The sequence below is a fragment of the Type-F symbiont of Plautia stali genome, assembly GCF_059731105.1.
The window spans coordinates 37,868-57,458 of the sequence record NZ_AP035910.1 but is presented as its reverse complement, the minus strand read 5'-3'; the positions used below and the strand labels follow the sequence as shown (position 1 = coordinate 57,458).

At 52.5% G+C, this 19,591-nt stretch carries 18 protein-coding genes; 11 read left to right on the top strand and 7 right to left on the bottom strand.

Features of this window, described 5'->3' with window-relative positions; genetic code table 11:
- The first annotated feature begins 26 nt into the window (after positions 1-26).
- From AC6I7A_RS19730 to AC6I7A_RS19705, 6 genes are all read left to right on the top strand, one after another.
- Positions 27-575, top strand: a complete 549-nt coding sequence (locus AC6I7A_RS19730; protein ID WP_058957062.1) for a sigma-70 family RNA polymerase sigma factor — start codon at positions 27-29, stop codon at positions 573-575.
- Positions 572-1,258: an anti-sigma factor gene (locus AC6I7A_RS19725; RefSeq protein ID WP_058957061.1), complete on the top strand. Its 687-nt coding sequence runs from the start codon at positions 572-574 to the stop codon at positions 1,256-1,258. Before AC6I7A_RS19730 ends, AC6I7A_RS19725 begins: the two co-directional genes overlap by 4 nt.
- A 181-nt stretch (positions 1,259-1,439) precedes the next feature.
- Positions 1,440-1,988 (top strand): GNAT family N-acetyltransferase, encoded by a 549-nt coding sequence (locus AC6I7A_RS19720; protein WP_058957060.1) that lies wholly within the window; start codon positions 1,440-1,442, stop codon positions 1,986-1,988.
- 118 nt (positions 1,989-2,106) lie between these two features.
- Entirely contained in the window at positions 2,107-3,531 is a 1,425-nt protein-coding gene (locus tag AC6I7A_RS19715) for an alpha,alpha-trehalose-phosphate synthase (UDP-forming) (protein ID WP_058957148.1), read from the top strand.
- Between the two features lie 583 nt (positions 3,532-4,114).
- Positions 4,115-4,528, top strand: coding sequence for a hypothetical protein (locus AC6I7A_RS19710; RefSeq protein WP_230200834.1), 414 nt, complete (start codon positions 4,115-4,117; stop codon positions 4,526-4,528).
- Positions 4,529-4,831: 303 nt separating this feature from the next.
- Positions 4,832-5,128: a hypothetical protein gene (locus tag AC6I7A_RS19705; protein WP_058957058.1), complete on the top strand. Its 297-nt coding sequence runs from the start codon at positions 4,832-4,834 to the stop codon at positions 5,126-5,128.
- Positions 5,129-5,235: 107 nt separating this feature from the next.
- On the opposite strand, the gene AC6I7A_RS19700 is transcribed toward AC6I7A_RS19705, so the two are convergent.
- From AC6I7A_RS19700 to AC6I7A_RS19685, 4 genes are all read right to left on the bottom strand, one after another.
- Positions 5,236-5,802 carry a GNAT family N-acetyltransferase gene (locus tag AC6I7A_RS19700; RefSeq protein ID WP_072215476.1) on the bottom strand — a complete coding sequence of 189 codons (567 nt, stop codon included), beginning with the start codon at positions 5,800-5,802 and terminating at the stop codon, positions 5,236-5,238.
- A 159-nt stretch (positions 5,803-5,961) separates the two neighbouring features.
- Positions 5,962-6,387, bottom strand: a complete 426-nt coding sequence (arsC, locus tag AC6I7A_RS19695; protein WP_058957057.1) for a glutaredoxin-dependent arsenate reductase — start codon at positions 6,385-6,387, stop codon at positions 5,962-5,964.
- Between the two features lie 12 nt (positions 6,388-6,399).
- Positions 6,400-7,689, bottom strand: a complete 1,290-nt coding sequence (locus AC6I7A_RS19690; protein WP_058957056.1) for an arsenic transporter — start codon at positions 7,687-7,689, stop codon at positions 6,400-6,402.
- Positions 7,690-7,732: 43 nt separating this feature from the next.
- Complete coding sequence (locus tag AC6I7A_RS19685; RefSeq protein ID WP_058957055.1) at positions 7,733-8,053, bottom strand: transcriptional regulator; 321 nt, start codon at positions 8,051-8,053, stop codon at positions 7,733-7,735.
- A 583-nt stretch (positions 8,054-8,636) separates the two neighbouring features.
- On the opposite strand from AC6I7A_RS19685, the gene AC6I7A_RS19680 reads away from it, so the two are divergent.
- Positions 8,637-9,455, top strand: a complete 819-nt coding sequence (locus tag AC6I7A_RS19680; RefSeq protein ID WP_498004936.1) for an AraC family transcriptional regulator — start codon at positions 8,637-8,639, stop codon at positions 9,453-9,455.
- Here AC6I7A_RS19680 and AC6I7A_RS19675 read toward each other — a convergent pair.
- Positions 9,426-10,064 (bottom strand): LysE family transporter, encoded by a 639-nt coding sequence (locus tag AC6I7A_RS19675; RefSeq protein ID WP_058957053.1) that lies wholly within the window; start codon positions 10,062-10,064, stop codon positions 9,426-9,428. The genes AC6I7A_RS19680 and AC6I7A_RS19675 overlap by 30 nt on opposite strands.
- Positions 10,065-10,408: 344 nt before the next feature.
- Between AC6I7A_RS19675 and AC6I7A_RS19670 the strand changes: the two genes are divergently transcribed.
- Entirely contained in the window at positions 10,409-11,428 is a 1,020-nt protein-coding gene (locus AC6I7A_RS19670) for an alpha/beta hydrolase (protein WP_058957052.1), read from the top strand.
- Positions 11,429-11,825: 397 nt separating this feature from the next.
- Here the strand turns inward: AC6I7A_RS19670 and AC6I7A_RS19665 are convergent, their stop codons facing one another.
- Complete coding sequence (locus tag AC6I7A_RS19665) at positions 11,826-12,338, bottom strand: GNAT family N-acetyltransferase (RefSeq protein ID WP_058957051.1); 513 nt, start codon at positions 12,336-12,338, stop codon at positions 11,826-11,828.
- Between the two features lie 260 nt (positions 12,339-12,598).
- Between AC6I7A_RS19665 and AC6I7A_RS19660 the strand changes: the two genes are divergently transcribed.
- Positions 12,599-12,862 (top strand): hypothetical protein, encoded by a 264-nt coding sequence (locus AC6I7A_RS19660; protein WP_058957050.1) that lies wholly within the window; start codon positions 12,599-12,601, stop codon positions 12,860-12,862.
- Between the two features lie 181 nt (positions 12,863-13,043).
- On the opposite strand, the gene AC6I7A_RS19655 is transcribed toward AC6I7A_RS19660, so the two are convergent.
- Positions 13,044-14,294: an MFS transporter gene (locus tag AC6I7A_RS19655; protein WP_058957049.1), complete on the bottom strand. Its 1,251-nt coding sequence runs from the start codon at positions 14,292-14,294 to the stop codon at positions 13,044-13,046.
- 315 nt (positions 14,295-14,609) lie between these two features.
- On the opposite strand from AC6I7A_RS19655, the gene AC6I7A_RS19650 reads away from it, so the two are divergent.
- Both AC6I7A_RS19650 and AC6I7A_RS19645 read left to right on the top strand, forming a co-directional pair.
- Positions 14,610-15,035 (top strand): VOC family protein, encoded by a 426-nt coding sequence (locus AC6I7A_RS19650; RefSeq protein ID WP_058957048.1) that lies wholly within the window; start codon positions 14,610-14,612, stop codon positions 15,033-15,035.
- A gap of 498 nt (positions 15,036-15,533) precedes the next feature.
- Positions 15,534-19,565 (top strand): Ig-like domain-containing protein, encoded by a 4,032-nt coding sequence (locus AC6I7A_RS19645; RefSeq protein ID WP_498004932.1) that lies wholly within the window; start codon positions 15,534-15,536, stop codon positions 19,563-19,565.
- Positions 19,566-19,591: the final 26 nt, after the last annotated feature.

The following is a 19,591-nucleotide window of genomic DNA, read 5'->3' as shown; positions in this document are numbered from 1 at the left end:
TGGCCACACCTTTCACAGGGAAGCCGATGACAAAAAATGTGCCCCCGATTCAGGGCGACTTAATGAACCGGATAGCCTGCGGCGACAAAGCGGCACTCGCGCAGCTTTACCGCGTCCTCTCGCCCCGACTTTACGGCATTATTCTGCGGATGGTCAGACGGCGGGACTGGGCAGAAGAGATCCTGCACGATACCTTTATTCAAATCTGGCAGTCAGCAACCTATTACGATGAGCGGCGCAGTGAACCGCACATCTGGCTGAGTCACATTGCCCGTAATCGGGCGATCGATTTCCTGCGTAAACATGAGAACCGGTGCTGCTCCATGGAAGAGATCGGCGAAGCGGAAGCGGGTTTTCAGACATCTCTTCCCGCCGATGAGAGTCATGCAGAGGCGCGGCGGCTTCAGCACTGTATGGCACACTTACCTGCTGAAGAGCGACAAAGCCTCTCGCTCGCCTACTACCGTGGCCTGTCCCAGAGTGAGATTGCCCTCTCCATGAGGCAGCCTGAAGGAACGGTAAAAAGCTGGATCCGGCGCGCGTTAACTCACCTTCGGGAGTGCATAGGCCTATGAATGGTCCCGAACACGACGATCTGATGGCGGCAGAATATGTCCTGGGACTCAGCGACCCGGAAACCCGTCTCAGGCTGGATAAACTCCTGACTGAAGATGACGCCTTTGCCGCGGAGGTGCTGCACTGGCAGAAAGCGTTCAGCGGTATCGATCTGATCACCCCGGAGGCCACACCTCGCGCGGCTGTCTGGCGGCAGATTGAGCGGGATATTAACCGGAACGCTGCCACCACAAAACTGCCGCTCCGCCATCCCGGCTTCTGGCTGGGCTGGGGCCTTGCCGCGGCACTCTCGGGTCTGCTCCTTTTTACTTACCTGGACAAGCCGGAGATTCCCGAGACGCAGCAGCCGATTGCGGTTCTCAGTGGCACGCAGCCCGATGCACAATTTGTGGTGACGCTGGACAGGGCCGCTTCGCACCTTCAGCTTTCTGCGCTTAACATTACGCTGCCGCAAAACAAGAACCTGCAGCTGTGGCTGATCAGAGGCAGTGCCCCGCCGCGATCGCTGGGCCTCATTACGCACCCTGACCATAACGTTTTCCCGCTTCCTCCTGGTACGTTAGATCATCAGACGGTCCTGGCGATAAGCCTGGAACCGGTTGGAGGATCAACGTTAAGCGGACCGTCCGGACCGGTCATTTTCCAGGGCAAGGTCACGCGGCCTTCATCGCCAGGCGCATGAGGTGATAAGGCCAGGATCAGAGGTCGCTGCTGCACGCCCGATTTTCGATTCCTTAAAAGTCTGGTGACTGATTTGCAGCGTTTTTACACTTCATCCGGTTCTTTTTACGCCTTTTTTACGGGCTGAACGTTTTAATTAGCGACTCCGGGCGCCTCTGCGCCCATGTTCAGGGAAGTCGTGGATGAAATGTTTTACTAAGCCCTATTCCATCGCGGGAGGCAGCGATGCTGCCGTGGCTGAGCTTGCTGAACAACAGCGCCTGCGTCTTATCTCACCCCGCAAATGGTTCAGAGATGCCATTGAGGTCAATACGGATCCGACGCTGCTGAACACGCGCCTGATTGCGCAGTGGCTGGGCGCAACCCTCCCGGATGCCCGCTCACTGACGCTGGCGCTGAACAGCAGCCTCTGTTTTGGTCTTTACCGCAATGGCCGGCAAATCGGTTTTGCCCGGGTCGTGACCGACATGGTGGAAACTTGGGTGATCAGGAATCTCTTCATTTCGCCCGAGTATCGTTTCGTCGGGCTCGGCTCATGGCTGCTGCACTGTTGCCTGTCGCATCCCGGCGCCAGAGGCTGCCGTAATATCATCGCCATGGGCGAGCCCGTTCCGGACTTTTTCGAACGCAACGGATTTATGGCTTTTCCATCATTACCCGGCGTCTACGTGACGACGCTGCATGACGGGAATCACACCCCGGTTTGCACAAACAGCGCCAGCAGGCATTAAGCCGTCGGGGCGCACACGCATGAGCGGTTTTCTTCAGTTTATTCTCCGACCTCCGATTAACAGCGACAGGCTGCGCGGCGCTTTTGCCTGCCTGCAGCCGGCCCTTAAGGAATACATCATGTCAGGCCTGATCCTTGTTTCTCATAATCAGTGTCAACGTTCGACGCTTACAGCTATCTATGACGGCATTCTTTCCCGACAGGGAGGACTCTGGATTAGCTGGGATGGCAAAAGCAGCGTCATCCCTGACGATGCACCAAGACCCTGCGCCGTGCAGCAGACAGGCCAGTATGAAACCGTTACCTTCCCGATGACGCCGGGCGAGCTGAATGAAGGGTATCGCCATTATATTCACAAAGGGCTCTGGCCCGTTTTTCATCAGCGCCCCGACATGGCCTGGTTTTCCGCCAGCGGCTTCCAGGCGTATAAAAGTCTTAACAAAGCCTTTGCGCGCGCGATTTGTGAAAACATCACGCCCGATGATGTTATCTGGATTCAGGATTATCACCTGCTTGGCTGTGCCGCTTTTCTCCGTGAAGAGGGGCTGACCCAGCCCGTGGGTTTTTTCCTGCATCAGCCTTTCCCCGCGGGCAGAATATTTGAAACCATTCCTGAATGGCGCTGGCTGACGGAGTCGCTGTTGTGTTGCGATCTGATTGGCTTTCAGACCGTGCAGGATATGAATAACTTTATCGTCTGGCTGGAGGGGGAATTCCGGACTGAACGCCTGGAGTCGCACTGTTTTCGTGTTCACGGCCGGATTATCAGGGTGGGCGTATTTCCGGTGGGGATTGACCTGGATGATGTCCAGGCTCTGCGCGAGAGCAACAGCTGTGCCTTTATGGAGATGCAGTGCCGCGACAGCCTGCCGGAAAACAGGGTGCTCAGCGGCGGCCATCTTGATGAGAGTTCAGGCCTGCCTTACCGAATCAGCACCCTTGAAGTGTTGCTGCGCAGACATGACTGCTATCAGAAAAACATTACGCTGCTGCAACTGGCCTCACCGGCAGCCGGACACGAACATGATGCCTCCGCAGTGGGCCAGGCACTGGAGGCGCGCTGCGGAGAGTTTAACGGGGTACATGGCGCCATGAACTGGTATCCGGTGAACTATCTGACGCAGGCTTACAGCCGCGAGGAACAGGCCGGGATCTATCGTGCCTCACGCGTGGCGCTGGTGACGCCATTAATGGCGGGCATGAGCCTGATGGCCAAAATGTATGTCGCTCTGCAGGACCCGAATAATCCCGGCGTGCTGATCCTCTCCCAGTTTGCCGGTGCAGCCGAGCAGCTGGAGGGGGCCATCACCGTTAACCCTTACGATCCTGACGGCATGGCCAGTGCGGTACATACTGCATTGCAGATGCCGTTACGCGAACGGCGAAATCTGCATGCCCGTCTGATGAACATCCTGCATATACACAACAGCCATGCCTGGGCCGGGTCCTTTTTGCGCATGCTGAATAACGTGCCGGATGAACCGGCGTCACTGCCGCCACCGACGGTTTTTCCACGCCTGAGCAGCAGCCGCGCGAGGTACTGAATCAGCGCTATCTTCACCTCCGGGATGATGCGCCTGTATGCATCAACGCCTGTCGCCGGAATAGAAGCAGAGCAGGCTTTTAACCGCTTTTATGCGCAACGTTATCCTGCTCTTCACGGGTTGGCCTCTGGAACCAGATGGAACTTATGTGACAGCTTCGCAATTGTTTGTACATGATGAATTATAAATGCCGCATGGAGAATATCTTTTTAAAGATTAAGTGGCTAATTATTACCAGGTTATTGATATGAGACTTTATTTTTTACCGCTGATTGAGTCGCTGGCTGTCATTTAAGTATCATGGTTATGTTTTATGTAACACCTGGAAATAACGCTACACGCTATAAAAACGAATGAAACATCAAACTCAGCTTTTGTGAGTATATTTCCAGACGTGACTTACGGTAGTTTAAGTCACAACGAATTATTACCTGTTTTACGCAATGCGTTTCCGATTCTGTTAATGCGTTCGGGATTATTCTGAAAAAGGAAGGTGCCCGCTTTGTCAGTGATGACCCTGACCGCGCCGCGCCAGTCATATAATCTGAATAACCGTACATCGTAAATGACGTAATAAAATTTTATGGCAGAAATGCTTATTAACCGACGCCTGCCTAGTATGGCTTATATATCGTGTTCTGCGCTCAGATTTATGATTTTTTTTCCCATGCGCTGTGCTCAACTCAGAGCTGACAGCGTCCCATTACTCAAGCTAAGAGGATTTATTATGTCGGCATCTGTGATTAAAAACGCGCTTAAAACGACAGCTTTAGCAGCAGTCGTCATGGCCGGTTTACAGGGCGCTTCGTTTGCCAAAGAGCAGCCTTCTCAGATAATCCCTGATTCAGCTTCAGCCGGAAGCGTATCTGTAAAAAAACCGGGGGCTTCTGTTGATGCAAGCGCGGTAAAACTGGCCGCCTGGCATCACCATCTGGAGATTAACAAAAGCTGTGACGATCCGTCACTGGGTCTGGGTTGCGGGGATGGCGACGCATAACGTCTGAAAAGTGCAGACACCTCGCAGAGGTGTCTGCACTGATGTGCAATAGATAAAAAATCCTGCCTTCGGCCCCTTCGCCTCACTCCATCATTTACGCCGGCCTTGTCAGCATCTTAAATTCGGAATGAGTGTTATTTAAGAGGTACTCAGAGAAGAAACGTCATCCGCGATGTTAAAAAAATCCTCGCTATAAATGTCATATCCTGGCGGAAAGTGGTCTTTTGCTAATTTACTAAAAAATAATGTGAGTATGCTTTGACGGGTCGTTTTAATGAAAACTACCACAACAGGATGGATGAGATGAAACAGGTCAGGATTTACACACTCAAAGACAGACAGTCAGCAGAAATTTATTTCCGTACACACTGGCCCCGGCATATGATTTCTCTTCCCGCTTTTAATATATATGTCAATCATGTCTATCTGAGTGATGAGTGTCAGGTCATTGCCACCGTGACCTATCATGAGGGAGCTGACATGCAGGCTATAAATCAGGAGTATATGACCAGCGAGGCCTTCAGGTCTGACATGAAAGGTTTCGACATGTCCTCAATCCTCCGGGTAGAGGAAATCAGCATTAAAGAAGCCCTTTTCTGACTTCGCGATTTTCTCAGCCAGCATACATACACACCCCTGGCCGTGAATGCTTACTCAGGCAGCGTGCAGGTGACTGGCCCGCTTCAGGCACTCCGGACCCGATATCACTATTCCGCAGGTCCCTCTGCCCTGCTCACAGGCCAAATCGGTGCGACAGGCTGACCGGCAGAGTCGCCAGACAGTGCCGGACTGCCGGAAGCCAGTTCACTGAGGAGGTGACCATGAAGATAATAATTCACGATATCGCTATTTATTTTGCCCCCTAATGACTGATAAAAACGGTTTGCATCAGCGTTTGATTTCTCGGCATTCCAGCTGAGGCTACGACACTCATGCTTCAGAGCGAGTTTCGCCATAAAACGCATGAGGGATTTACCCGTGCCCTTACCTCTCTCACGCCGGGAGACATACAGCTCTTTAATGTGCATTTCGCCACTGTACCGCGGCGAGGGATAGAGAATAGTGCAACACGCCAGCCCAGTGATTTCAGCATCGCGACGCGCCCTGAGCACCAGCGTAGCGGAGAGCGGACTGAAGAGTCGGTTACTGAGATAATGCTTCAACAGTGCTTCCTGAATAATGCCCTTACCATAGTAGTGCTCTTCCATCTCGGTAAAAATTTTCACCATGGATTCCCATTCATCTGGCGGACATATTTCTACTGTTACTTCCATGTTTACTCCCTGTCACTGAAAAAATGCCACAGTCGAGCCGGGGTTTAGCCCAACCACAGCCCTTGACTCTTTGGCCCCATATATAAATGAGCTTAGCCTTGAGCGAAAAGCGGACGCCCTATAGCGTCACCAGGCGTCCATTCACCTGAAGTGGACGGATTACTTTACCCGCTTCCCCGTTTCGTCAATAACCTTCTCGCCATCCTCTTTTGTAAACGCGCCTTTCTGACCTTCCGGCAGAATATCCAGCACGATCTCTGAAGGGCGGCAAAGACGAGTGCCCAGCGGCGAAACCACTATCGGTCGATTAATCAGAATCGGATATTGAAGCATGAAATTAATCAACTGCTCATCACTGAATGTCTCTTCATCAAGACCCAGACGTTCATAAGGCTCAACGTTTTTACGCAGCAAGGCGCGCACCGTAATCCTCATATCTGCAATAAGTTTGATCAGCTCATCACGGGTCGGGGGCGTGTCGAGATAATAAATTATTGCAGGTTCGTTACCGCTGTTGCGGATCATTTCCAGCGTGTTGCGTGAGGTGCCACAGGCCGGGTTGTGATAGATGGTTATGTTGCTCACATCAGTATCTCATTACAAAGTGACAGAGAGCCGCCACGCCAGCGCCGCCAGAGTGACAAACAGAACGGGCACAGTCATGACAATGCCGGTTCGCACGTAATAACCCCAGGTAATCGTGATATTTTTCCGGGCAAGCACGTGCAGCCACAGCAGGGTAGCCAGACTGCCAATCGGGGTGATTTTCGGCCCTAAATCGCAGCCAATCACGTTGGCATAAATCATTGCCTCTTTGACGACACCGGTCGCCGTGCTGCTGTCAATCGACAGCGCGCCAATCAGAACTGTCGGCATATTGTTCATTACTGATGAGAGAAACGCCGTCAGGAAGCCGGTACCGAACGCCGCTGTCCATAAACCCTTGTCTGCCAGCAGATCCAGCACGCCAGACAGATACTCCGTAAGCCCTGCATTGCGCAGGCCATAGACGACCAGATACATGCCAAGCGAGAAAATAACGATCTGCCAGGGTGCGCCGCGCAGGACTTTCCCGGTGTTAATGGCATGGCCTCTTTTCGCCACCACAAACAGCACTGCTGCGCCAGCCGCTGCTATCGCACTGACCGGGATGCCCAGCGGTTCCAGAACAAAGAAACCGACAAGCAACAATAACAGGACGATCCAGCCCGCCCTGAAGGTTGCCAGATCTTTTATCGCACTGGCTGGCGTCTTCAGCAGCGAAACGTCATAGGTCGCCGGAATATCCCTGCGAAAGAAGAGATGCAGCATCACCAGCGTGGCCACAATCGCTGCCAGATTCACGGGCACCATAACGGAGGCGTACTGCGTAAAGCCCAGGTCAAAGAAGTCTGCCGAGACAATATTGACCAGGTTAGAAACAATGAGCGGCAGACTGGCCGTATCTGCAATAAATCCTGCCGCCATGATAAAGGCCAGTGTTGTGCCCTGGCTGAATCCCAGCGCGAGCAGCATCGCAATGACAATTGGCGTCAGGATCAGCGCGGCACCGTCATTGGCAAACAATGCAGCAACAGCGGCACCCAGCAGGACTATCCAGGTAAATAAAAGGCGGCCACGTCCGTTACCCCAGCGGGAGACATGCAGAGCGGCCCATTCAAAGAAGCCGGACTCATCGAGCAGCAGGCTGATGATGATGACCGCAATGAATGCCGCTGTCGCATTCCAGACGATATTCCAGACAACGGGAATATCAGCGATATGGATGACGCCGGTTCCGAGCGCCAGCGCAGCTCCGATACTTGCGCTCCAGCCAATACTCAGCCCTCTGGGTTGCCAGATCACCAATATCAGCGTCAGTAGAAATATCCCTCCAGCCAGTAACATTTCAGACTCCATTACATATGATTACATAAATATGTTTCCAGCCTCAGCAGGAGGTGCAGGCCGATTTTGCCAGCCATTCTCGCACCTCCTCCCGCAGGCACAGCCAGGACGTCGTGATTGTCTCAGCGGCCCACGCCGGTATATGCGGTGACAGACGATAGTGGACCCACTTACCTTCCCGACGATCAAGCACAAGCTTCGCCTCGCGAAGAAGCGCCATATGGCGTGATATTTTGGGCTGTGATTCGGCCGTGGCTGCACAGATATCGCACACGCACAGTTCTCCGGATTCCCGCAGAAGCATCACGATGGCGAGCCGTGTTTCATCTGACAGGATTTTAAAAAGCTGAACAGGCTGTAGCATTTTCCACTCCGCGCATCGAAAACACATATGTTAGTTCATATGTGTTGAGTTTAAAACCACCCAATTCCTCCGCAGAAGAAAATGGAACAATTTTCAGCCCTGAACACTGAATGCTTTGATCAGCGCATTGCTGAAGCGGGAGCCACCATCAATCCTGATCTTTTATGGCTCAGCTATGCCGCAGAGTAAGCCGGTCGTCTGCTGACGGCATGGGCGCGGTGGTGGAAATCCTGAATCCCTCTGATTTACCCCTGCCTGATGATGCGCCGGAATCGCATCACAACGTTACCGGGGTGCGCAGTCTGGTCAGATGGTTAAAGGTTGGCTAAAGCTCGACGAAAAAGGACGAATGAGACCTTCTTCATGATATGACCGCATCGACGATGCATTAAACATTCTTCCATTCGGGACTGACTATCGACAGACGTATCTAATCCTGGGCAGTTGTCCAGAGCTGGCAATCTCCTGACACCAGAGACCGTGCCTGCAGGAAATGTTTTACTGGCATTACACCTGTTGATAAGGCACTCAGTAAATGGTTTTATCAATAACTATTCCTGAATGCTGAATAAGGCCAGAAGCATTGTCATTAGAATCCGCAGAGTGGTTTAGCCGGAACGGTATAGAGTGTTCACGGGTCAGAGCCCGTAACTCTGGCTTTCCGAAACATCTCCACGATGAATATGTCATCAGTGCAAACCTGACGGGGGTAGAGGAAATCTGGCTGGCGGGAAAAACCGCTTATGTCAAAAGTGGGCAGGTTACCTTATACAATCCGGGAACGATTCAGGCTTCACGTTTTGATACTCACGCAGTTGAATTTATCAGCGTACACATACCTCAGGCTCTGATAAAAAAGCTGGCTGAGGAGGAGAATCTCAATAGCGCTCACGAAGCCCCGGTTCTGCGCGAAGGCATAATCAATAACACCCGCCTGTTTGACGCGCTGACCCGTTTTGCATCATCGGCCCGGCTTGATCGGGGCATGGATGAGGAGCAGGAACTGATTTTACTTTGTGGTGAGCTGCTTGAGTCGCCAGCTCTACTTCAGCAGGGAGATGAGCAGAAAATCAACCTTGTTATTGGCTACCTGCGGGAGCACCTTAGCATAAGACCGCAGCTTGAGATGCTCGCTCAGCTGGCAGGGATGAGTAAATATCATCTTGTTCGCGTCTTCACCCGGCACACAGGTATGCCGCCTCTGCAATATCACATGCAGCTTCGTCTGCACCAGGCCCGCGACCTGCTTCGCAGAAATGTACATCCGCTTGATGCGGCAATCATGCTGGGATTTTACGATCAGAGTCATTTCATTAATGCATTTCGCAAAGTGATGGGAATTACTCCCCATCACTATGCTTCGCAGGTCAGATCAGGCCACTATAAATTCCCGGTACCCTGAGACAATCACGTAAAGCGCAAAATAGCTGAATATGATCGCCGAGGCGATAAAGGAATATTTAAGCAGGCGTTGACCCAGCAGTTTGCCGCCAAAACTTCCCACCAGGCACAGGACACACGTCCAGAACATGCCCGCAATGAAAAATCCTCCCAGAAACCAGGAGGTAGCGGCAACATTGTGCGGACCCATCCGGGAGATCAGCGCACCGCCCACGGTCGCAAACCAGAGAATGGCCGAGGGAGAGGACATGGCAAGCACTACACCACGCCCGAATTCACGTATGAGCGGACGGGAGTGATGCGTTTCGCTCACGTCAGGCTCCGAAGCGTTTCTGAAAGCAGCTATCAGCATTTTGCCTGCGAACCAGAGAAGCATCGCGCCACCCCCGATCCACAGTATCCAGCGAACGACTTCATACTGAAGCAGTACGGCCATGCCCGCCAGCGCCAGTAATGCATATGCCAGATCACCCACACACGTCCCCATTCCCAGCCAGAAACCATGAAAATATCCGCGTTGCATGGCAAGGGTGATCATCGCAATATTGGCAATCCCGATATCAAGACACAGTGAAAGGCTCAGTAAGAAGCCATTCGAAAACTCGATCATAATGTAAAGCCTCTAATCGTCTTAACATCCCCGTTTACCCGACCAGTTAAGCAGTCGATCTGTAATTCGTATTGGAAGAAATTGCGCGAAGAGTCAGATCGAAGGACACATCGTATCCTTTATCAACGACTTAGCTGAGCCGTAATGTTTAATCGGTGCGCACGTCTGATCGCCCCCCTCTCCTGTCTTGTCTGGACGGGAATCAGTCCGAAGTGTTCCTTCTGTATCGATAACATCGCCATTTACATCGCTCGCTATTTAATAGTTTACAATAAGGTCATTTGATGTCAGTGTAACCAAACTAAATAGCACACTACTTAATAGCAAACATAAGGAAAGCCGTCATGAAAATAAAAATTACCGCAGGTGCTTTATTGTTAGCCAGTCAGATGACGTCAGCCTGGGCTGATTCTGCTGAAAACGTGCCGCAACCTACCGCTGGCGTGGCGACGTTCCTTAACGCACTTAACAGCAGTGGCGGAAAGCCCATGGAGACCTTATCCCCTGAAGAGGCCCGCGCAGTACTGACCGGAGCGCAGAAAGGTGCCCCACTGCCGCCCGCCCGGATCGCTGAAAAAACCATCACGGTAATGGGCAAACCGCTGACGCTGACGATAGTGAAACCTGCCAGTGCCTCTGGCGAGTTACCGGTGTTCATGTTTTTCCACGGCGGTGGCTGGGTACTGGGTGACTTTCCTACACACGAGCGTCTGGTTCGCGATCTCGTTAATGAGTCCGGTGCTGCGGCGGTATTTGTGAACTACACACCTTCACCTGAAGCCCATTATCCGGTTGCGATTACCCAGGCTTATGAGGCAACAAAATGGGTGGCCGAATATGGCAGTGAAATTGGCGTGGACGGTAAGCGTCTGGCACTGGTGGGGAACAGCGTGGGCGGAAACATGGTTGCTGCCGTCGCGTTACAGGCTAAACAACATAAAACACCGGCAATACGCTATGACGTGATGCTGTGGCCTGTTAGCGATGCCCATTTCGATGATGCCTCTTATAAGCAATTTGCCAATGGCTATTTTCTGACGCGAAACATGATGAAGTGGTTCTGGGACAACTACACAACCTCAGAAAAGGAGAGGAGTAACATTCTGGCCTCGCCGCTGCGCGCAACCAAAGCCGAGCTGGCGGGTTTGCCGCCAACGCTGATTCAGACTGCCGAGCTGGATGTACTGCGTGATGAAGGGGAAGCATTTGGCCGAAAACTGGATGCTGCTGGTGTGCCGGTAACCGTCACGCGCTACAACGGCATGATCCATGACTTTGGTTTGCTGAATGCTCTGAGTAAAGAGCCAACGGTGCGAACGGCGATTAGCCAGGCGTCAGCAGAGCTGAAGGAACATCTTAAATAAACGACGTGATTCATGCGTTGTAAAAGGGCAAATCAGTCGGCCAGCGCCGGCTGATTTCTCAGGTATCAATGCAGTCAGGCATCTGCGCCTTGTGACTCGTCTCTGTGCAAACTGAATAAACGCATACTCTGGCTTTGAGGTCGTGCATGCAGTTAACGCTCTGGAAATACCCCAACTGTAACTGTTACCGCGCTGGTTCAAAGGAATAAATGCGAGCACACATGCGCGTTAGCGGCTACTCGAAGAATCTCGCTTAAGAAATATATTAAGAAGTCCGCTTCTGGCACAAAATGGCATTCTTATAGGTTGAAGGTCCGCTATGAGTGAAAAGCGAACGTCATAAACTCGACGTCAGATTATTACCACCACATTGAAAGATCACAACCCGGCTGCGAACTCAGATAGGCATCCCCATTATCTTTAGCGTGCTCTGTTGGGAAGCTGTGCTGAGAACTGTGTCTTTGACATGTAGCATCCCCTGTTTTTCATAGAATCTGTAAGCTCGCTCATTCTGCTCAAGTACTTTCAACCACAGGTACTTTTTTCCACGGTTTTGCGCAATCGCTATGAATCTTTCAAACATCATCTTTCCGTAGTTCTTACCCGTCTCTGTGGGTATCAGATATAGCTTATTAAGTAAGACACCTGAAATAGAAGTCTCTGGTATACAGCTTTCCCAGGTGATCTTTGCAAAGCCGATAGGGTGATGTGCTTCTGCCAGATACCACGATGTGCTGGGATCTTGCAGACTTTTTTCAAGCGCAGGATACGAGTACTCAGCATCTAGAAATACATTCATTTCGGATTCTGAAATCCACATGTGGCTGAAATGAGAGCGATAAATGTTGTAGCCGAGCTCATTCAATATTCCTGAATCCGTCAGATCTGCATCCCGTATGTTAAATATCATGAATTAAATCCCCTGTTTAACGTTTGCTCTTAAATCCCTGAACTTCGGGAGCATTTTGGAATATGTCAGGTTCTGTACGTTGGGTTTAACATAAAATTGCTGTCAGGGTGTCCTCTGCAGCCTGCCCGAACTCAAATCCCTGTGCATAACCGCAATAGGGTTCTCAATTTACACCAGGTCTTATCCTTGCTATATCTTGTCTCAAATCAGCGGGCACCCTGTCCTCTCAGTCAGACCATGCGTTTATAGAGGGTATCGAAATGAATCAGACCCACTCCGTTCCGGAAATTTATAATCCTGATGTGCCGTACGCAGTGAAGTGCGAGATCGTGACCCAGTTATGCCGGGCACTGGCTGCCCATAAAAACATGACCCCGGACGATCTGAGGAAGTATCTTCTGGATAAGCTTCATGTGGATTTCGAAAATCTGGATGATAATCCGGTAGGAATGCTGCTCTTATACGAGTACCTCTATTCTCAACGTCCCCCGGCCTGTGGCGAAGTGAAAGAAAATCTCCACTGAAATTAACCTCAGGCGGGGAATTTATTTACCGCACCACCCCGCCTGTGACCGCGCCTGTCAGCAATAAAAAACCTCACCCGATGCCTAACGTGGCCGGTTATTTCACTCTCATCAGAAGATACTGCCCCACTGCGCTTCTGCATAACCCGGGGGCCGCGCGAGGCGCCGACGCCTGTTGAGATCACTCCGTCAGACGCGCCAGCATTTTGCCTCTGTAAGTATAAATAATCGCGCATATCAGCAGGCTAAGCAGCGCCGTGCAGATAAAGACACCCGCGCCAGTCATCGCCAGCATTACCCCACCAATTAACGGCCCGACAGAAATTCCCAGAGACGACAGCATTGAGGCACCCAGATAAGCCCCCCGATGCGCTGCCGGTGCCAGTTGATCAAGCAGGATGTTCAGGTTCGGCATCAGGATCGCTTCTCCGACACTGAACACACAGGTCACTGTCAGCCAGAGCCAGATCTCCGTCGAACGCGTACAAAAAAAGCAGATTTGCGAAAGTGCGAAAATTAACCCGCCCAGAAGAATGCGTTTTGGCAGGGAAACGGGTGCCAGAAACCGCATGATAAACGTCTGAAAGACCAGAACGGTGCAGGCATTCGTCACCAGTATCAGAGTAACCAGTTTTATGGCGGCGTCCCCATCCAGTAAAAGGAGGTACTGGGGCAGGATGGCTTCGTAATGGATGAATACAATACTGCACAAAATGCTGCACAGCAGCGCGGCAATATAGATTTTGTCCCTGGCAATAATACGTACGACCTGATGCAGTTTTAACGAAACCTCACTGCCAGCCTGTGACGCTTTCAGCAATTTGCCCGCGGGCACAAATAGCAGGACGTAAACGAAAAAAGGGATATACGACAAACCCGTAATCAGGAATGTGCCCTTCTGAGAGGTAAGCCCGAACGCAATTCCGGTCAGCGGACCAAATACCGCGGCGACGTTGATAAGGTAGTAGCGCATTTGCAGGGCAAGCGCTCTGCGACGGCGGTCCACCAGCAAATCACTCATGAGTGCGCGCAGAGGAGGGTCAACCCAGGCAAAGGAAATGCCGATGATCATCAGGCCAATGAAAAACAGTCCGATGCCTGCGGCCTGAGCAAGAATGATATAGCCCAGCGCAGAAAAACCACAGCCCATGAGGAGAATGACGCGTCGACCCAGCCTGTCTGAGATCTGCCCGCCATACATACCCAGCACCACTGAAAACAGTGCGCTGCTGGTCATCGCCACGCCAATCGCAATCGGTGACATATGATAATGCTGTGCCATGATCACGGAGATAAAAGGCCAGGCCATGAAATAGCTGAAGCGGATGACCAGCGTAAAAAAGAGCAGCGCATGAACTGTTGCCGGAAAAGATTTCAGCGTCTGAATTAATCCTGGCGCCGCGCCCTCCTCTGCGACGGGTTTAGTTGTCATAAATCTCCTTATTCTGTTTTATGAATGCATCCCGCGCGCAGCAGCGCATAAGTGATTAAATAGTAATAAAATTATTTCACATGTCGTGCAATACAAATGTTAAAGAAAGGTTTTATTCGCCATCTTATAAGGGAAAGACTCTTTATCTGAGAGCAATGTAAGGGAATGCGCAAAGCAGATAACAGAAAGCCGACATTACTGCTGATATCAGGCAGCCCTCACCCCAAACCGTTAACAGGCATATCAGGGGAAATTATTGGTTGCTACTCTGAAAGGTAAAAGGTCTGCTCACAACCGGTAACAGGAGGCAAGAAAATGCTGGCTTATATCACGACAGGAACCAATAACTTTCAGCGCTCCGTTGAATTTTATAACGCTCTGTTCGACGTCCTGGGCTATGAACGGCAGCCTGCCTGGACAGAAGGCTGGGCAATGTGGGGGAAAGGAAATAATCCGGATGAAGGATTCAGCTTCTGCCTCTGTCCTCCCTTTGACGGTCAGCCCGCAACGGCGGGAAACGGAACAATGTTCGCTTTCAGCGCCGATAATGCCGACATTGTCAGACGGTTTCATGCCGCTGGCCTCCTTGCGGGAGGAAAGGATGAAGGCGAGCCAGGAACACGAACCGCGTACGGACCCGATTTCTATGTTGCCTATCTGCGCGATCCTGACGGACATAAGCTGGCGTGCGTTTATCAGCACTATTCTTCTGAAAAAGATAACCCTTCAGCGGAAGAATAGTCACAGGACGAATAAGATTTTATGGTTTTAACGTCCGGGAAATTCAGCCGTGAAATGAAAAGCTTCAGGCTAATTTTTCAAAGAATATTTAAACCACCCTGAAGCATTAACGCAAAACGGGAAAATTCCAGATTTTCCCTAATAGCCACGCATGCAGACGGGGATTAGTTTATCTCTACCCAGCGTCAACCGTTCACGTTTTTAATGACGAAAAGTCGTTAAAGTCTATAAAGCTTAAATGAGCCGACGCCCGACCTCTTGCAATGAGTGGTGCTATTTTATCTTGCCAGCAGATAAATTCTCTTTTCCAAACGGAATAGTTAATCTGGCTCTGATTTTAACCCTTATCCTTGCTACGGATGACGTCTGATCCGTTGAGTACCGGGCCCGGCTCTATAACTTTATTGGACGCTGGCCGTTGCGTGCCTGAAATAAATAAAGTCGCGCTTTATTTTAAAGGCATCGCCTACTCACAACCTGGTATATACGGAGATTTCCATGGCATTTTCAGGCACGGGCCGCGTCACAGTTGTTTCGCTGACAAACGGTCAGACAGTGTCTCAGTTTACTGCAGACAAATTACACTCTGTTCTGAATGAACCCGCGATTATTACGCTTCAGGGCCCGCCGTCTCAGGTTTCCTCTTATCAGAAACAGGGGCAGGATCTCATTCTCAACCTGCAGGAAAGCGACTCGCTTCGCTATCAGAACTTCTTCACTGATTTTGCAGGCCAGCAGAGTACGCTGCGTTTTCAGGAGGGAAATTTACTGCATCAGGCGCGATTTGGCCGGGATTTCACAGCCGATACGCAGAGTGTCGCCACGCTTACGCCAGAGTGGCATTCTTCTGACCATGCGAAATCCTTAACGCCCCTCCCGACCCAGCCTGTGGCAGAGCCTGAGCCCGCCTTATCAACGGTGGAAACCACAGAAAGCCTCTACCTGGCTCCGACAGATCCGGCGTTAAACGGTGCAACTGTCACTCCGGGGGTTAGCAGCAGCGAAAAAAACGCCACCTTAACGCTGGCGTCCGCTGCTGAAACTTCCACTTTAAGCGCGCCCGCTGCGTCTGACGATGTGAAGGCAACCACTGCCGCGATTCCGTTACCGGCGCTGACACTGGATCCCGTTACCGGCGACAATGCAGTGAGTTACCAGGAGGGGATCTACGGCATTCTCTTCACCGGCACCGCCGCGCACCTTGCCTCCGGCACTCCGATTGAACTGACGCTGGACGGCAGAACCTGGCAGGGCAGTGTCTATCAGGATAAGTGGCAGGTTCAGCTTTCTGACAGCGACGTCAGGACTATTCAGGACGGCAACCACCTTATTAACGTCAGCGCAACGGACCCTGAGGGTAACAGTACCAGCCTGAGTCAGAATCTGCTGCTGATCACCCACTACAATGGCAGCAATCCAAAAGTCACCGTTAATAACATCACGCTGGCGGATGCGGTACAGCATGACGGAGACACCTGGTATCTCCTTAGCGGCACCCTGGAAACATCGCTGCCGCTCAAAAACTTTGCTGTGCAGGTTGATGATACCTTTCACTGGAATTATGCGGTGATCCAGCCGGATGGCAGCTGGCGGGCGGAAATCAGCGCGTCGGAGCTTTCTCAGGGTGGCAACAGCCTGTCGTTTGGCGCGCTGGATGGTGCGGGAAACTGGTTTGAACAGAGTGGTTATGTCACAGTCGACCTCACCACGCCGGTTGAGGGCGGGGGTGACGTTCCGCCGATCACCGACGACAATCCAGCGGATGGCGGCAATACTCCACCAGCCGACGGTGGCACGCCGGTTCCGCCCGTGAGTGCCCCGCCATCTTTAACCATTAACAGCTTTACCGGTGACGGAGTATTAAGCGCCGAAGAGAAACTCACATCACAAACGTTCAGCGGCACCACAGAAAATCTTGCCGCAGAGAGCACGCTGACCATTATGCTGAATGGTCAGTCCTATACGACAACCCTGGCAGCGGATGGCAGCTGGAGCGTCATCCTGCCGGCTGCCGATCTGCAGGCGCTGCCGGTCGGATCTAACCGCATCAGCGTCACCTTTGAAAACAGCGCTGGCGGTACGACTACCGCCAGCAAAGCGATCACCGTCGAGCCGTCAGTTCCGCCGTCTGATGCAACCCCGCCTCAGCCGACCATCGACACGCCGTTCGGCGATGGATTGATGAACGCCAGTGAGCGCTATGAACCCGTAACGCTGAGCGGCTCTACCGGCGTGACTGGGGCGGGCCAGAAGATCACCCTGGACGTGGATGGGGTTAACTATGCGGGCACCGTGGACAGCCTGGGCAACTGGTCTGTCTCGCTCTCTGCCCTCCAGCTGGCAGACGCAGAGTTAGCAGAGGGGAACCATACCATCACGGTGACCGCCACCGATCGCTGGGGCCAGTCTGGAACCAGTGAGGCAACCTTTATTACCGATACGCAGGATCCGCTTGTCAGGATTGATCCGCTGGCCGGGGATGGAGTGATCGACAGTCAGGAAATCAACAGCGCGCTGGTAATCGCCGGGAGCAGTGAGGCGGGCAGCACGATTGAGGTTACCTTTGGCGCCCTGCACTGGAGTGGCATCGTCGATCAGAACGGTCAATGGCAGTTCCCGGTGCCTGCAGAAACGCTGCAGGGGATGGAGGAAGGCAGTTACTCTGTCGTGGCCAAAGCAACCGATGAAGCGGGTAACAGCCGCTCTGCCTCAGCAAGCGTGCAAATCTATGCGTCTGACGCGTTACCGCAGCTGACGCTGGATCCGGTCACCGGCGACAATGCGGTGAGTTATCAGGAGGGGATGTACGGCATTATCTTCTCCGGTACGGCTGCCCATCTCCCCTCCGGTACCCCGGTTGAACTGATCCTGGACGGCAGAACCTGGCAGGGCAGCGTCTATCAGGATAAGTGGCAGGTTCAGCTCTCTGACAGCGACGTCAGGACTATCCAGGACGGGAACTACCTAATTAACGTCAGCGCAACGGATCAGAATGGTAACAGTACCAGCCTCAGCCAGGATCTGCTGCTGATTACGCATTACAACAGCAGCAATCCAAAGGTGACGGTCAACGACATCACTCAGACAAATCAGACAGAGCATGACGGTGAGACCTGGTACGTCATCAGCGGCACTCTTGAAGCGCCGCTGCCGCTCCAGACCTTTGCGGTACAGGTTGATGATACCTTTCACTGGAATTATGCGGTGATCCAGCCTGATGGCAGCTGGCGGGCAGAAATCAGCGCGTCGGAGCTCTCTCAGGGCGGCAACAGCCTGTCTTTTGGCGTGCTGGATGGCGCGGGAAACTGGTTTGAACAGGGTGGCTACGTCACGGTCGACCTGACTTCACCGGTCAGTGACAACAGCGGCGACCCGGTGCCGTCCGTGCCCGATAATCCCACCGACGGCGGCAGTACCCCGCCCGTGGTGGATCACCCCGGCGAGCCTGACCCTGTCATTGATACCCCATTTGGTGACGGCTGGCTCAATCGTGCAGAGAAAAAAGAGGGCGCGACACTGACCGGCACAACTGGCGTAACCGGTAGCGGTCAGAAGGTCACCGTGATGACTGGCGGCAAACATCACCTTGCTGAGGTCAGTGACGATGGCCACTGGAACCTGTCCCTGACGCCGGAGACAATGAAAAAAGGGTTCGGTCATGGTCAGCACGACATTGTCGTGACCGCGACTGACGCAACAGGCCACACGGCTACGATAACCACGACCTATCAGGCTGATGCCTGCGCCCCCAGGATCGCTTTTACCCATCTGACAGAAGGAGAGAAAATCGATCTTAATGCTGGCAGCCTGCAGCAGCGGATATCTGGCACAGGTGAAGCGGGCGATATCGTCACAGTCAGTCTGGGTGACAACCAGTGGCAAACCACCGTTACCAGCAAAGGCAAATGGGCCGTTCAGCCTGAGGCGCTGAATGCGCACACCGCTGAACCGGGCGAGTATATGCTTACCGCAAGCATTCGCGATGCGGCAGGTAATGTTAATCACGTTTCGCACGTCGTCGAGCTTTATACCTCCGATCCACAGCCAGCACTTGCGCGCGCGATGGATAGCACTTCCTTTCATCACAACAGTGATGGCCATAGCGACACACCAGAGACACAAAGCGGTGAAACGCCCTCGCCTTCTCTGTTAAATCTGCTTACCCATCTGGACAGCGTTACCGGTCACGACACCCTGATGCCGAATGGCTCGCACGAGGCGCTGGACTTTGCCTCGCTCGGGCTGTCAGTCAGCAATAGCGGGGTCATCGACCTGAATGCCTTCAGCAGCAACAGCGTTACGCCGGAGCAAAAAGAGCAGTTACCGCTGACTGGCGATACCCGTGAGTTGATGACGATAAAAGAGGCAGAGAGCAATGCGGTCACGCTGAGTACCACTGAAGGCGGTGTCTGGAGTGAGGATGGGCAGCGCAACATTGAAGGCCATCAATACGATCTTTATCACACCCCCTCTGCCAGCCATGAGGGTTCGCTGGCTGATCTCCTCATTCAGCATAATCTGTACGCTTAACTGATCTGATCCAGCAGGCCAGGGGG